15 protein-coding genes are annotated in these 14519 nt (G+C 56.1%); 8 read left to right on the forward strand and 7 right to left on the reverse strand.

Going from position 1 to position 14519, the window contains the following annotated elements; genetic code table 11:
• Positions 1-168 precede the first annotated feature (168 nt).
• The 6 genes from trxB to BKP64_RS04050 all read right to left on the reverse strand — a co-directional run bounded on the left by trxB (position 169) and on the right by BKP64_RS04050 (position 5250).
• A complete protein-coding gene (gene trxB, locus BKP64_RS04025) occupies positions 169-1122 on the reverse strand; it encodes a thioredoxin-disulfide reductase (protein ID WP_070966341.1) in 954 nt (317 codons plus the stop codon).
• A gap of 139 nt (positions 1123-1261) precedes the next feature.
• Complete coding sequence (locus tag BKP64_RS04030) at positions 1262-2173, reverse strand: AAA family ATPase (RefSeq protein ID WP_070966344.1); 912 nt, start codon at positions 2171-2173, stop codon at positions 1262-1264.
• Positions 2174-2180: 7 nt separating this feature from the next.
• Complete coding sequence (locus tag BKP64_RS04035; RefSeq protein WP_070966346.1) at positions 2181-3104, reverse strand: carbon-nitrogen hydrolase; 924 nt, start codon at positions 3102-3104, stop codon at positions 2181-2183.
• On the reverse strand, positions 3101-4153 hold the full coding sequence (locus tag BKP64_RS04040) for an agmatine deiminase family protein (RefSeq protein ID WP_083329136.1): 1053 nt from the start codon (positions 4151-4153) through the stop codon (positions 3101-3103). Before BKP64_RS04040 ends, BKP64_RS04035 begins: the two co-directional genes overlap by 4 nt.
• A 108-nt stretch (positions 4154-4261) precedes the next feature.
• Positions 4262-4558 (reverse strand): hypothetical protein, encoded by a 297-nt coding sequence (locus BKP64_RS04045; protein ID WP_070966351.1) that lies wholly within the window; start codon positions 4556-4558, stop codon positions 4262-4264.
• Between the two features lie 107 nt (positions 4559-4665).
• Entirely contained in the window at positions 4666-5250 is a 585-nt protein-coding gene (locus tag BKP64_RS04050) for a PilZ domain-containing protein (protein ID WP_070966354.1), read from the reverse strand.
• A gap of 122 nt (positions 5251-5372) precedes the next feature.
• Here BKP64_RS04050 and BKP64_RS04055 point away from each other — a divergent pair, with 122 nt between their 5' ends.
• On the forward strand, positions 5373-6614 hold the full coding sequence (locus BKP64_RS04055) for a lipoprotein-releasing ABC transporter permease subunit (protein ID WP_070966356.1): 1242 nt from the start codon (positions 5373-5375) through the stop codon (positions 6612-6614).
• A gap of 13 nt (positions 6615-6627) precedes the next feature.
• Positions 6628-7320, forward strand: coding sequence for an ABC transporter ATP-binding protein (locus tag BKP64_RS04060; protein WP_099092574.1), 693 nt, complete (start codon positions 6628-6630; stop codon positions 7318-7320).
• Here the strand turns inward: BKP64_RS04060 and BKP64_RS04065 are convergent.
• A complete protein-coding gene (locus BKP64_RS04065) occupies positions 7308-7853 on the reverse strand; it encodes a DUF2062 domain-containing protein (protein WP_070973542.1) in 546 nt (181 codons plus the stop codon). The two genes, BKP64_RS04060 and BKP64_RS04065, sit on opposite strands and share 13 nt — an antisense overlap.
• Positions 7854-7961: 108 nt before the next feature.
• Here BKP64_RS04065 and BKP64_RS04070 point away from each other — a divergent pair, with 108 nt between their 5' ends.
• The 6 genes from BKP64_RS04070 to BKP64_RS04095 all read left to right on the forward strand — a co-directional run bounded on the left by BKP64_RS04070 (position 7962) and on the right by BKP64_RS04095 (position 14511).
• Positions 7962-10379: a DNA internalization-related competence protein ComEC/Rec2 gene (locus BKP64_RS04070; protein WP_083329137.1), complete on the forward strand. Its 2418-nt coding sequence runs from the start codon at positions 7962-7964 to the stop codon at positions 10377-10379.
• Positions 10380-10451: 72 nt separating this feature from the next.
• Positions 10452-11078: a MotA/TolQ/ExbB proton channel family protein gene (locus BKP64_RS04075; RefSeq protein ID WP_070966364.1), complete on the forward strand. Its 627-nt coding sequence runs from the start codon at positions 10452-10454 to the stop codon at positions 11076-11078.
• A gap of 5 nt (positions 11079-11083) precedes the next feature.
• Positions 11084-11509, forward strand: a complete 426-nt coding sequence (locus BKP64_RS04080; protein ID WP_070966367.1) for an ExbD/TolR family protein — start codon at positions 11084-11086, stop codon at positions 11507-11509.
• The gene (gene msbA / locus BKP64_RS04085) at positions 11506-13278 is read left to right on the forward strand and encodes a lipid A export permease/ATP-binding protein MsbA (RefSeq protein ID WP_070966369.1); all 1773 of its coding nucleotides are present in this window, start codon (positions 11506-11508) and stop codon (positions 13276-13278) included. Before BKP64_RS04080 ends, msbA begins: the two co-directional genes overlap by 4 nt.
• A 53-nt stretch (positions 13279-13331) precedes the next feature.
• Positions 13332-14303 (forward strand): tetraacyldisaccharide 4'-kinase, encoded by a 972-nt coding sequence (gene lpxK / locus BKP64_RS04090; protein WP_227515498.1) that lies wholly within the window; start codon positions 13332-13334, stop codon positions 14301-14303.
• Between the two features lie 19 nt (positions 14304-14322).
• Entirely contained in the window at positions 14323-14511 is a 189-nt protein-coding gene (locus tag BKP64_RS04095) for a Trm112 family protein (RefSeq protein WP_070966374.1), read from the forward strand.
• Positions 14512-14519: the final 8 nt, after the last annotated feature.

The following is a 14519-nucleotide window of genomic DNA, read 5'->3' on the forward strand; positions in this document are numbered from 1 at the left end:
CGCCTGCATGATATTTATTTCCGAGTATCGGCCTATGGGCACCCTTCGCTGAAACACGCTGTAGATACATCCGTGCATGCTTGCGTCCGCCATCCCTGGCTCCGCACAGTTTCAGCGAAGGGTGCCCACAGGGCTCGTTAAACTATTATTGCCAGAGTTCAGTTTAGTTCAGTCCTGTTGATCAAGGAACTTTTCAGCGTCCAGGGCCGCCATGCAACCAAAACCGGCAGAAGTCACCGCCTGGCGGTATACGTGGTCTGCCACGTCACCGGCGGCGAACACACCCGGGATGCTGCTCTGAGTAGCCATGCCTTCGAGCCCGGAACGAATGCGGATGTAGCCATTGCTCATGTCCAACTGGCCTTCGAACAAGCTGGTGTTGGGTTTGTGGCCGATTGCGATGAATACGCCGGCGAGATCGATCTCGCGGGTGGAATCGTCCTTGGTGCTTTTTATGCGCATGCCTGTCACACCGGTACCATCGCCGAGCACTTCATTCAGGGTATGGTCCCAGACGATTTTGACGTTGCCGTTTTCCGCCTTTTCAAACAGTTTGTCCTGCAAAATCTTTTCGGCACGGAGGCTGTCTCGCCGGTGAACGAGGGTCACTTCATCGGCAATATTGGAAAGGTACAACGCCTCTTCGACAGCGGTGTTGCCGCCGCCAATGACCGCGACTTTCTGTTTCTTGTAGAAGAAACCGTCGCAGGTGGCGCAGGCGGATACTCCCTGGCCTTTGAACTTTTCTTCAGATTCGAGGCCCAGGTACATGGCGGATGCGCCCGTTGCGATAATGAGCGCATCGCAGGTGTATTCACCACCGTCGCCTTTCAGGCGGAACGGGCGATTGCGCAAATCAGCCTCGTTGATGGTGTCGTAAACGATGCTTGTTTCAAATCGTTCTGCATGCTTGAGCATGCGCTGCATCAGTTCCGGGCCCTGGACACCGTCGTTGTCACCGGGCCAGTTATCCACGTCGGTAGTGGTTGTGAGCTGACCGCCGACTTCGATACCTGTGATGAGTGTCGGGTTGAGGTTGGCTCGGGCAGCATAAACCGCGGCTGTGTAGCCGGCAGGGCCGGAGCCAAGAATGATCAGTCGGGAATGTTTGGTTTCGCTCATTTGTGTGTCTCTCACTGAAAAATACGGTACGACATTCTCGCCCGAGAGGGCTCAATTTCGAAGGGAAGTGCGAAAGGCTAACACGAAAGAAACGGCCTGCCATTCGTTTTGGCCAATTCCACTTATAAAACTTTGCTATTTATTCAAGGACAGAAACCGAGGCAAGTAGCTGTCTGATCCTCTCCGCGCTTTTTCCGGATTCTCCCTGCTCCAGTCGATGCTCTGCCACCGCAGGGAAGACGGCCTGGATATCGTCAGGCAGGACGTGATGACGTCCTTCCATGAGCGCCCACGCTTTCGCTGCCCTCAGAAGCCCCAGTCCGGCTCTTGGCGACAAACCATAGAGCAGGCCGGGCATACGGCGACTTTGCTTAAGAAGGCGCTGAACGTAATCGAGAAGGGCCGGGCTTGCGCTGATTCGGTTAACTGCCTGTTGAAGCGTTGCGAGTTCCTGTTGTGGCAGCAGTGCCTGAAGCCGCTCGGTCATGGCCCGACGATCTTCTCCTTCTAGCAGTTCCCGTTCGGCTCTGGGGTCGGGGTAACCAAGCCGAAGCCGCATTAGAAAACGATCGAGCTGGGATTCCGGAAGGGGATAGGTTCCACCCTGTTCAATGGGGTTTTGGGTGGCGATCACAAAAAACGGTTGGGGAAGCGGGCGGGTTTCGCCTTCGATGGAAACCTGCTGCTCTTCCATCGCTTCAAGAAGGGCGCTCTGAGTCCGTGGAGATGCCCGATTGATTTCATCAGCGAGAACCACTTGCGCGAAAATCGGCCCCGGGTGGAAGACCAGACTGCCGGCTTCCCTGTCATACATGGAATAACCAAGCACATCCGCTGGCAGCAGGTCATTGGTGAACTGGATACGCTGATAGCTCAGCCCCATGATCTTCGCCAAAGCGTGAGACAGGGTGGTCTTACCCATGCCTGGAATGTCTTCGATCAACAGGTGTCCCCGGGCGAGCAATCCGCAAATAGCGAGACGAACTTGCTGGTCTTTCCCGAGAAGTATCTGATTCAGTTCGCTGACAACGGTGTCAACCAGCTTTTTCATAATTGGCTCAGTCCCTTACCCGCTTGAGAATATCCCCATACGCATCTATACGGCGATCCCTCAGGTACGGCCAAATGCGTCGGATGGACTCGCTGCGAGTTCGGTCCAGGCGAACGTCGAGAATGCACTCGGCTCTGTCATCGGCCCGGGCCAGGAGTTCGCCTTGGGGGCCACAGATGAAGCTGTTGCCCCAGAACTGGATGCCGTCGGTTTGGCCAGAGGGGTCCGGCTCCGTGCCGACACGGTTGGGGGCGACGACTGGAAGATTATTCGCAACGGCATGGCCACGCTGAACGGTAACCCATGCCTCCAGTTGTCTTGCCTGCTCTTCCGGGTCGTCAGTAAGGTCCCAGCCGATAGCTGTGGGGTAGATGAGTATCTCTGCGCCCGCCAGTGCCATCAGGCGTGCCGCTTCGGGATACCACTGGTCCCAGCAGACCAGAACCCCAAGCTTGCCTGCAGAGGTTTCAATGGGCGTAAAGCCGCTTTGGCCATTGTTGAAATGAGCGTCACCCGGGGTGAAATAAAACTTTTCGTAGAAGCCCGGATCGTCCGGAATATGCATTTTCCGGTACAGGCCAGCCAGCGAGCCGTCCTTTTCAAAGACCACCGCCGTATTGTGATAGACGCCATTCATTCTGCGTTCAAAGATCGAGCCGACCAGCACAATGCCGAGCTCTCTGGCGAGCTCTGAAAGGCGTTCGCTGGTTGGGCCGGGGATGGGCTCGGCCAGCTCAAAAACATCAGAATTTTCAGTCTGGCAAAAATACAGAGTAGCGTGCAGTTCCTGCAGGACCACCAATTCGGCACCATTCGCGGATGCTTCTCTCACCAGCTTTTCGGTGGTAGCAAGGCTGGCTGCCTTGTCACTACTACACACCTGCTGGATCGCGGCAATGTTCAGGTATCCGGTGCTCCGGGTGTTGCTCATGGGGTGACGACTCCTGCAGGAATTTGCATCGTGACGCAGTGCAGGCTTCCGTGCTGACGAATCAGAGCGTTGCAATTGATGGGAATGATCTCCCGGTCCGGGAAAATACTCTTCATGACCGCAATCGCATCTTCGTCCTGACGAACACCATAGATCGGCAATAAGACTGCGCCGTTGATGATAAGGAAGTTTGCATAGGTTGCCGGCAGACGCTCCCCATCCTCATTGAGTAAGGGGTCCGGCCAGGGCAGTGGGGTCAGTTTGTAGGAGCTCCCGTCGCTTTGGCGAAACTCCTGTAACTCTTCTTCCATGGCGGCCAGGGCACTGTAGTGCTCGTCGGCAACGTCGGGGCAGGATACGTAACAAATATGGCCAGGTGCACAAAAACGGGCGAGGGTATCTATGTGGCTGTCGGTGTCGTCCCCCGCCAGATAACCATGGTTCAGCCAGAGGACCCGGTCCGCTCCGAGCCATTCGGACAAAAGTCGTTCAATCGCTGTGCGATCGTGGGAGGGGTTGCGGGTCGGTGTCAGCAGGCACTCGCTGGTGGTCAGCAATGTTCCATCACCATCAGATTCAATCGAGCCACCCTCGAGAACAAATTCCATGGGTACCAGAGGCGTATCTCCAAAGGCACCAGCGTTGGCAATATGCAGGTTGAGAGCATTGTCTTTTTCACAGGCAAATTTGCCGCCCCAGGCGTTAAAACGAAAGTCCAGGAGCGTCGGTCCGTTTTCGCCCTGCACGGTGATCGGCCCATGGTCCCTGGCCCACGTGTCATTGGCGGGAGCTGGCACTGAACGGACTCGGCCTGGGAGACGATTGTGCTCAGCGTAAGCGTTGAGGTCCCGGTCCAGATCCTGAAGCTTTACCACATGTTCGCAGCTAATGATCAGATGTTCGAACCTGAGAACGGCTTTGGCGATGTTGGTAAAGACCGATTCCGCCTCGTCAAGACGGTCAGCCCAATCTGTTCCGGGGTGAGGCCAGGTCAGCATTACGGCACTTTGCGGGGCCCACTCAGCGGGCAACACGCGTCTGGATGTCACTTTACTGCCACCTTAATTTATAAAAGCCGCCATTCTAACCAACGGCCGGCGTAACGTCAGGACGTGTGCGGGGAAATAACTACCCTGCTGTGTTGATCGTGCTTGTTATCAGCGCTTCAACACCGTGTGGAGTACGCGGTCGCCCTCAAAATAGACCACAAAATCCTGGTAGTGCCATTGGCTGATTGGCGGCTCTCCTACCGGGCCACGAATCTCGTCTGGTTCGCCCCAGGTTGCCTGGACGGAAGACCGACTCATTCCCGTTTTTGGAAAGCTTTCCTGGTTCCGATCTGCCTGAGTGCCGACCGGGACCCGGAGTTCCTCTGCCATTACACCGCCTAGCGGAGCCAGGGTCATTGTGGCTACCAGGGTCAGTGCGCCGAACAGGACTTTGTTTTTTCTCATTGATGGATCTCCATAAACTCTGTGGTCCCCCGGGGCGTACCCTCAAGGACATGGATAAAGCGTAATATCCGAAAAAGATTACCAAAAGTCACCCGTTTTTCCCCAGTCTATCCTTTTTGGCGCTGGCGGATTTGCCAACGCATCACATGCTTGGCGATTTGTTGGCGGTCACTGTCCTGAATGCGGACAAACTCCGTGTGAATCCGTGCCCCGCCTCTGGTGTCCGGGATTACCTCCAGAACACGGGCCGTTGCCTGGGGCTGAAAAAGCTCCGGTGGAAGCGTCATGCGGACGGCAAGCCGGTCGCCAGGTTTCCAGGCTGGCGTGCTGCTGGTGAAGGCCAGTCCGCCCTCGCTCAGGGTCACATCCTGCCAGTCCTCCGGTTGCAACGGATTTTGCTCAAAGGCCATAATGCGCGCCAGCGTGTCCAGCTTGCTGTTCAGTGATTTGATCAGGCCCGTCAGAAGGCGGTCCTTTTCGGCGAGGCTGGTAAGCTGGGATTTCACGTCCTGATCCAGTCGTCTGAATTCCGCTTTCAGGCTTTCGAGGTGATCGCCGTCGAATGCCTCCTCCGGGAGCGCTGTTGGTGAGAGCTTTCGGATTTCCAGACCGATCCGATCTTCGATGCGGAAAAAGTCCCGGCGTTCGGGTGAATGTTCCGCGGGTTGGCTAGGGGTGTTCGGTGACGGCATTCTGGCTCCGGAGCGCAAAATTTTTATTGGTATAGAACAGTTTAGCAGTTTCCAGCGGCCCTGAAAGGTTGCGAGGAAAACCAGACCACGACCATTCCGAAGGTAGCGACAGGCGCCTCACCATGTTCAGACCCTTATCGTTTTACATAGGCTTACGTTACACGGCAGCGAAACGCCGTAATCACTTCATATCGTTTATCTCGCTGACCTCCATGATCGGTCTCATGCTCGGTGTGGGAGTCCTGATCATCGTTCTGTCTGTCATGAATGGGTTTGACCGGGAACTGAAACAGCGAATTCTGGGCATGGTGCCTCATGCGGTTATTGAAGGCACTGGCCCGTTAGAGGACTGGGAGACGGTGGATCGACAGGTAGAGGAGCACCCAAGGGTGCTGGCTGCAGCACCGTTCATACAGGGCCAGGGTATGGTTACCGGTGGCGCTAATGTGCGGGGCGTCATGCTAAACGGTGTGTTGCCAGAGCAGGAGAAAACCGTATCGATTATCGAGAAGCACATGATAAAGGGCAGTCTCGATGATCTGCATCCCGGCGAGTTCGGCATCATTATCGGGCAGTTGATGGCTTCAAGTCTCCGGCTCGACCTGGGAGACAAGGTTACGGTGGTTCTGCCCGAAGCATCTGTTACCCCCGCTGGGGTGTTGCCCAGGCTTAAGCGCTTCACTGTAAAGGGGGTTTTCAGTGTTGGCGCAGAACTGGACGGCAATTACACGCTTGTGCACATGGCTGATGCTGCAAAACTGATGCGGACCGGGGGCAAGGCCCAGGGTGTGCGGTTGCTCGTTGATGACCTGTTTGCTGCCCCAAAGGTTGCGGAAGAAGCAGCCCGGATGCTCAATGGTCGCTACTTCATCTCCGACTGGACACGGACCCATGGCAATCTTTTTCAGGCCATTCGAATGGAAAAGACGATGATTGGCCTCCTGTTGATGTTCATTGTCGCGGTGGCGGCTTTCAACATTGTGTCGACACTGGTGATGGTAGTGACCGACAAGACGGCGGACATTGCCATCCTGCGGACTATGGGCGCCACTCCCGGGCGCATTATGCGCATCTTCATTGTACAAGGTGCGGTGATCGGCGTGTTCGGGACGCTGATCGGAACCGCGCTGGGGGTGCTCGGTGCCTTGAATATCAGTGCCTTTATTTCCTGGCTTGAGGGAGCTCTGGGACATAAATTCCTGAGCGCCGACGTCTATTTCATCAGCTATTTGCCGTCACAGCTGCAGTGGCAGGACGTGTACATAATAAGCGGTGCCGGTCTTGCAATGAGCTTGCTGGCGACGATTTATCCCGCTTGGCGTGCGTCGCGGATCGATCCGGCGGAGGCACTGCGCTATGAATAAGGACAATTTGGTTATGCAAGAGCAGCCAGCCCTCGTGATTGATTGTCGCCAGGTAACCCGTACCTACAGCGAGGGGCCTGAAAAACTCACTATTTTCTCCGATATCTCGCTTCAGGTTGCCACAGGTGAGACGGTCGCTATTGTGGGTAGTAGTGGTGCCGGAAAGACCACCCTTCTGAATCTTCTGGGGGGGCTGGACAAACCTTCATCCGGGCATATTTCGATCTGTGGTCAGGATATTCACCGTCTTTCCGAGGCCGGCCGGGCCCGGTTCCGAAATCGCCATCTCGGTTTTGTTTACCAGTTTCATCACCTGCTGCCTGAATTTCCGGCATTGGAGAATGTGATGATGCCCTGCGTCCTGGGCGGTATTGCTGTCAGGGATGCCAAAGAAAAGGCCGAGCATGTTCTTGATCGGGTTGGGCTTGCCGGTCGTTTGGCTCACAAGCCGGGAGAGCTGTCTGGTGGGGAGCGTCAGCGTGTGGCCATTGCGCGTGCGCTGGTCAATGAGCCCGAGTGCGTGCTCATGGACGAACCCACCGGTAACCTGGATGAGCACACTGGAGAGGGGGTTCGCGCGTTGATTGAATCCTTGCGCGATCAGTTCGGCATTTCGTTTGTGATGGTAACCCACGACATGAAAATGGCGAGAAGTCTGGGCAGGGTCCTCAGGCTGGAGCAGGGCCGGCTGGTTCAGGAAGCATGATCTTTCGCGTTTCGCTCTTTGATGCGGTTAATGCGTCTTGTCTGCCAGTCCGAGCGGATCTTCCGGCGCCACAGATACTGAATGAGCAAATAGGCCACGCAGGCGGACACTGTGGCCACCATCAGTGAGCCCAGGTACAGGGGAATGCCGATGTCCAGCAACCGGTCACTGAGCCATGACCAGGAAAGGTGGAAGTCGAAGTTGAGTACCGGCCTGTTGAGTGCCCAGGCTCCCACCTTGTAGTTGAAATAGAAAAGTGGCGGCATGGTGACGGGGTTGCTGATCCATACCAAAACCACGGACAGTGGCAGGTTTGCGTTAAACCAGATAGCAAAAAAAGCTGCGGCGATCATCTGGAACGGCATGGGAATAAAACAGAACCAGATGCCAACCAGGAACGCACGAGCCACGCTGTGACGGTTTATGTGCCACAGATTGGGTTCATGAAGGATATCGCCGAGAAAGCGTAACGATTGCATCGCTTGCACCTTCTCTGGTGTTGGCAGATAGCGTTTCATGAACTTCTTTGGCATTGGAAGCTCTGCCTGTAACAGATTGAAAAGCCCGGTAGCACGGAGGCTGCCGGTCACTGTAACAATTCGGGAGGACAAGGATTGTCCGGAAGTTTTCACAGCCACCCAGTGCCCCTAGTTGGGCGTGGTTCTGCGGTCTCGGGCGTTTTCGCCTTCTCTTGCGGCGTTATCTTACTGTATCGGTTGTCGGTGTTGCCACCTCCGGAATGGATTGCGGGCTGCTTTCTGACAGCTTTTTACATGGCCCTCCGGTGTCGTTCTTCGTTGCTCCGGCGGATTGCCGTGCTGTGCCTGGGACTCTGCATGGGTGTTGGCTGGGCTTCCTGGCATGCCGGCAGTCGCCTGTCCGAGCGCCTGCCGGGGCAATATGAGGGCCAAAAGCTGGCCGTTTCCGGCTACCTCTGTGATATCCCCTCCGAAGGCAGTTTTGGTAGTCTGAGGTTCAGTTTGTGTGTCACTGACTGGCACGGCCTGTCAGAAAAAGCGGATGACTCGGACTCTCTTCCGGCTCTGCTTCGGTTGTCCTGGTATGGTCACGAATCCTCTCCGCTACCCGCTCGTCGCCTTCAGCTCGATGTGGTGCTCAAGCGCCCTCACGGAACCCTTAATCCGGCCGGCTTTCGCTACGAAGACTGGCTTTTCCGAAACGGGTATCGGGCAACGGGCAGCGTCAGAGAAGTCCGTTCGGATCCGGGTGTCCATTGCGGATGGCACTGTCAGTACCAGAAGGCTCATGCTGCATTGGTGAGCTGGGTAGATCATCAGTTTTCCGGGGCTGAGTATTTCCCCTTCGTTGCCTCGTTGCTCGTCGGTTATCGCGGACACATGAGCCAGCCGGAATGGGATGTCTTAACGGCGACGGGCACCATTCATCTGGTTGCCATTTCGGGCCTACACCTTGGTTTGATAGCGTTTGGAGCAGGTTTTGCGTGCCGCCAGATACTGCTGTCTGCGCCGCCGGAGAAGCTCAGTGAGGGAGCCCGCCGCCGGGCCGTATTTGTCACCGTAACCGCCTGCTGCATTCTTTATGCACTGGCAGCCGGATGGACTGTGCCCACGCGCAGGGCACTGATTATGGTCGCAGTTGGCGGCTGGTCTGTTTTGTTGGCGCGCCAGGCATCTGTCTGGCAGTCGCTGGTGCTTGCTCTGGGTGCCGTGCTGTTATTGGACCCGTTCGCCCCGTTGGATCAGGGGTTCTGGTTGTCCTTTGGTGCGGTGGCCGTGCTGATCTTTGTTTTCGCTGGCACACTGGGGGGCTCAGGCTGGTTTCGTGGCCTTCTGCTCGCTCAGGTCGCTGTTTTTGCCGGCCTGTGGCCGGTCCTTCAGGTTTTCGGGCAGGAGCAGCCTGTGGTTGGAGCGGTGGCCAACCTGCTTGCCATTCCCTGGGTATCCCTGGTGGTCATGCCCGTATTAGTGACTGGCGGTCTTGTTACCGCCCTGGTTCCGGCCATGTCGGATTTTTTCATTCCGTTATTTGATGGGGTTATCGGCATCCTCTGGCGAATCCTGGCCGGTCTGGCAGATTTCGATGTCGTGGTCATTTCGGCCACGCTGGCAGAGGTCTCGGTTTTGGCAGTTCTGGCCCTGTGTCTGATTTATTTCCCATTGAAGCGGTTCCGACTGATCGCTATGGCCATGATTTTTTTCTGGAGTTTTCTGTCGGGTCCTCGGGGGTTAGAAAAGAACCCGATGGTTTCCGCACCTGAGGTAAGTGTCTGGGATGTAGGGCAGGGGATGTCAGTGTTGTTGCGACACGGCCAGCGCGTACTTTTATACGACACTGGTCCGGCGCTACCCGGAGTGTTTTCTGCGGTTGATTCAACGATATTGCCCAATCTGAAAGCGCTTGGGGTTCGGCGGATCGATACCCTGGTGGTAAGTCATGCTGACAGCGATCATTCCGGCGGGCTGGCATTGCTTGCCCGTTCAATTGAAATCGGTCGGATTGTAGCTGGCGAGCCCGGCGCTACCCAGGAAGCGTTGCCAGCAGACAGCGACCTGCCGATCAATCGCTGTGTGAATTTCAGCGAGGCTCTTGGCGAATTGACCGTCAGCTACTGGCAGGCACCCGGAGCGGTTGAAGGAAATGATGCATCCTGCGTAGTGACGATTTGGCATCGGCCATCCGGCACTGAGTGGATTTTAGCCGGAGACATCACAAAAAAGGTGGAGGCTGCGCACCTGGAAGCTTTCGCCGGCAGTGATCGGCCGGACGCCATTCGAATGAGGGTACTGCTTGCGCCTCATCACGGGAGCAAGACCTCTTCGTCGGCGGACTGGATTAACGCCCTGAAACCGGACGCAGTTATATACTCAGCCGGCTACCAACACCGGTATGGACATCCCCACCCGGATATTGTCGCCCGATACCGTAAAGCAGGAGTTCGTCAATTCAATACTGCCTGTAGCGGACTGTTGTCTATGGACATTGAGGCTAACCGTCTGAAGATGAAGGAAATGAGAGATCGTTCACCCTTCTGGATTGGCGGTGAGGGGTTGGCGCGTGATGAATGTGGAATACCGTGACATTCGGGGTGTGGCCTCTACCGGCAGCTATGCTAAAGTAGCGCGGCTTGCAATTATTGAGGGAGATCGAGCGTGTTCGAGCTGTTAAAAGCTGGTGGTATTTTGATGGTGCCAATTGTTGCCTGTTCTATCCTGGCGCTAGCCATCATTCTGGAGCGTGTCTGGACCCTCCGCCCCTCCAGGGTTGCGCCGCCCCAGACCATTAACGAGTTGTGGCGGTGGATCAAGAAAAAAGAGCTCAACGGGCGCAAGCTAAAGGCGCTGCAGGGTTCCTCTCCTCTGGGACGGATCCTGGCTGGCGGGTTGCTTAATGCCAAGCATGGTCGTGAGATCATGAAGGAAAGCATTGAACACGAAGCGAGCCAGGTCATCCATGATCTTGAGCGCTTTCTGAATCCTCTGGGTACGGTAGCTACCATTGCCCCGCTCCTGGGCCTCCTGGGTACCGTTATCGGTATGATCAAGGTGTTTGCAGAAATCCAGCTCGCTGGTGTTGGCAATGCCGGCAATCTCGCGGGTGGTATTTCCGAAGCTCTGATCACGACCGCAGCCGGCCTCAGCGTGGCGATTCCCGCATTGATCGCTCACCGCTACTTTATTCGCCGGGTAGATGAATTGGTGGTGGGCATGGAGCAGGAAGCGATCAAGCTCGTCGAGGTTGTTCACGGGGACCGCGAAATCGACGTGGAAGGAGCCTGAACACTGTGAAGTTCAAGCGCCAGAGAAGTCAGGAAGTCGGGGTGGACCTGACGCCGCTGATCGACGTGGTATTCCTGTTGTTGATTTTCTTTATGGTCTCCACAACGTTCACCCGTGAGAGTCATCTGCAGGTTGAGCTTCCGGAAGCCAGTGGTAAACCTGTCTCGCAAGCTGAGGTGAGACAGATCGATGTGGTTATCAATGCTGAAGGGCAGTACAGCCTGAATGACCGCACCCTCGTCAACAACCGCCGAGAAACCCTCGAGCGTGGCGTACGGGAGCTGGCTGAAGGTGACACTTCCTTGCCCTTTATCATTACCGCCGATGCACGTACTCCCCACGAGTTCGTGGTCCGTGCGATGGACGTGGCCGGTCGTCTGGGGTTTGCCAAACTTAGCATAACCACAGAGCGGGAGGCCGAGAGCCAGTGACCACTCCCGAACCCGCCCCGGCAACGGTCTCTCCGGACAGCAGCTGGGAGACCTACAAGCGTCTGCTCGCCTATGTTAAGCCGTTCTGGCTGGCTTTTTCGCTCGCTGTGGTTGGAAATGTGATTTACGCCGGGGCTTCCACTGGCATGGCTGCGGCAATGGAGTACGTCATTGCGGCCATTGAGAATCCGACTGAACAGAACCGTCTGTTACTGACATTGGTCATCGTCGGAGTATTTGCTCTGCGCGGCCTTGGCACATTCATGAGTCAGTACTTCATTAACTATGTTGGACGTCAGGTCATCAATGCGCTGCGTAACAACGTTTTCGACCGGTTATTGAACCTGCCATCCCGGTACTTTGACGATAACGCATCCGGTCGCCTGGTATCGAAACTGACGTTTAATGTTGAGCAGGTGGCCGAGGCTACCACCAACGCAGTCACGATCAGCTTGCGCGAAGGCCTGACCATTGTCGGGCTGCTCGGCTTCATGCTTTACACGAACTGGAAATTGACGCTGATTTTCCTCGCAGTGGGGCCGCTAATAGGTCTTGTTGTGAACTACGCCAGCAAGCGGTTTCGCAAGATCAGCAAACGCATTCAGGGCTCTATGGGCGACATAACCCACGTGGCGTCGGAGTCCATTACCGGCTATCGCGTGGTTCGCACGTTTGGTGGCGAAGACTACGAGCAGCAGCGGTTCCGCGAGGTCAATGACCGCAACCTGAAACAGAGCCTCAAAATGGCATCGACCCAGGCGATTAGTGTTCCGATTATTCAGGTGCTGGTCGCTATCGCCATCGCTGCGTTGGTCTGGACTATGCTTGCACCGGAGATTCGGGGCGGTATGACAACGGGTCAGCTGGTCGCGTTTATTACGGCCGCCACGACCATGGCCAAGCCGATTCGGCAGGTAACTTCTGTGCACGCCAAGATCCAGAAAGGGGTGGCGGCAGCCTACGATGTGTTCGAGACTATTGACGAGCAGCCTGAGCAGGATCCTGGCACCTACTCTCCGGACCGTGTAGAGGGAAGTATCAGTTTCGATAACGTGTCTTTCCGTTATCGGGATCAGCTCGATAACGTTCTGGAAGGTATTTCACTCAATATTCCGGCCGGCCAGAGTGTTGCCCTTGTAGGTCGTTCCGGCAGCGGTAAATCAACGCTGGTCAGCTTGTTACCCCGGTTCTATGAGTACACCGGTGGTGATATCCGTATTGATGACCATTCATTGCAGGAATACTCCCTGAAGGCCCTGCGTGCCCAGATTGCACTCGTCACTCAGAGTGTTGTTCTGTTCAATGACACGATTGCGGCCAACATCGCCTACGGTGCCCTTCGCGACTGTAGCCGGGAAGAAGTCCGAGAGGCTGCGGCCAAGGCCCATGCCCTGGAGTTTATTGACCGAATGCCGGAGGGTCTCGATACCATGATCGGGGACAATGGGGTAATGCTGTCCGGAGGTCAGCGGCAACGACTGGCGATTGCTCGGGCACTGCTCAAGAACGCGCCGGTCCTGATTCTGGATGAGGCGACGTCCGCGCTGGATACGGAGTCGGAACGTCATATTCAGGACGCCCTGGAAACGGTTATGAAGGGCCGGACTACGCTGGTGATTGCACATCGGCTGTCTACCATTGAAAAGGCGGACAGGATTCTCGTGATGGACAACGGACGAATCGTGGAATCCGGCAGGCACGATGAGCTGCTGGCGGCAGGTGGAGCTTACGCTCAGTTGCATCAGATGCAGTTCAGCGAGCAGGCATGACGTCTGTGGTGGATAAACTCTGGTATGGGAAGGGGCGCCCCCTCAGATTTCTCATGCCCTTGGCCTGGCTCTATAAAAACATTGCCGAATCCCGCCGACGGCAAGCCTGGAAGGCGAAGAACGAACCGCTACCGGTTCCGGTTATTGTTGTTGGCAACATCACTGCGGGTGGTACGGGCAAGTCGCCGTTGACTGCCTGGCTCGTCGGCCAGCTGAAGGATGCCGGGTGGCGACCGGTCATTGTCAGCAGGGGCTATGGTGGGAAGTCGTCGGAGTATCCGCTGTTGGTTTCGGCAGAGACAGACCCTTCCGATGCCGGTGACGAACCGGTGATGCTGGCCCAGGCAACAGGGTGCCCTGTTGTGGTCGACCCTCAGCGGCGCCGAGGGGCGTCATGGGCTCTCGCTCATGAGCTGGGTGACATTCTGGTGTGTGACGATGGCCTGCAGCATTACCGATTGCCACGGGACCTTGAGCTTGCCGTTTTTGATGGTGCCCGCGGTATTGGCAATGGCGCTACAATTCCTGTTGGCCCCCTCCGTGAGCCAGTCTCCCGTTTATCTTCCGTCGACTACATTGTGGTTAATGGCGTGGAGAATGGATCGGGTGGGCACTTGAAGAACTTCGATGGAATTGAGCATCCCCGGATTTATTCGATGACGCTTGAACCTGCCTCGCTGATTAACCTGAAAACAGGTGAAAGGCGTTCCCCCGGCGATCTCTGCGGTCAACGGGTTCGTGCCATTGCAGGTATCGGCAATCCCGGTCGCTTTTTCGATACACTAAGAAACCTGGGAGCCAGGGTGACTGAAGCGCCGTTTCCCGACCATCATCAATTCAAGGCCGGCGAATTGGAGACGGGCAAGAATGAGTGGGTAGTGATGACCGCCAAGGACGCCGTAAAATGCCGCCGGTTCGCAAGTCGAAACGTCTGGGTTCTGGCCGTGCAGGCCCGTTTACCTGAGGAGTTCTCGGAGTCAGTGCTATCGACAATCCGGGAATGCTCCAAGCAGTTAACCCCTTAACCGTCAGTGAGAATGCATCATGGATAAAAAACTGTTGGCTATGCTGGCATGCCCGGTATGCAAGGGCGATTTAAAGCTGAACGAAGCCAGAACGGAACTCATTTGTTATCAGGATGCCATGGCATTTCCTGTCCGTGAGGGCATTCCGGTGATGCTGGCAACGGAAGCTCGCACGTTATCTGCCGACGAGCGCCTCGAGAAACGCTAAATCAACTT

This window comes from Marinobacter salinus, from assembly GCF_001854125.1.
GTDB lineage: Bacteria > Pseudomonadota > Gammaproteobacteria > Pseudomonadales > Oleiphilaceae > Marinobacter > Marinobacter salinus.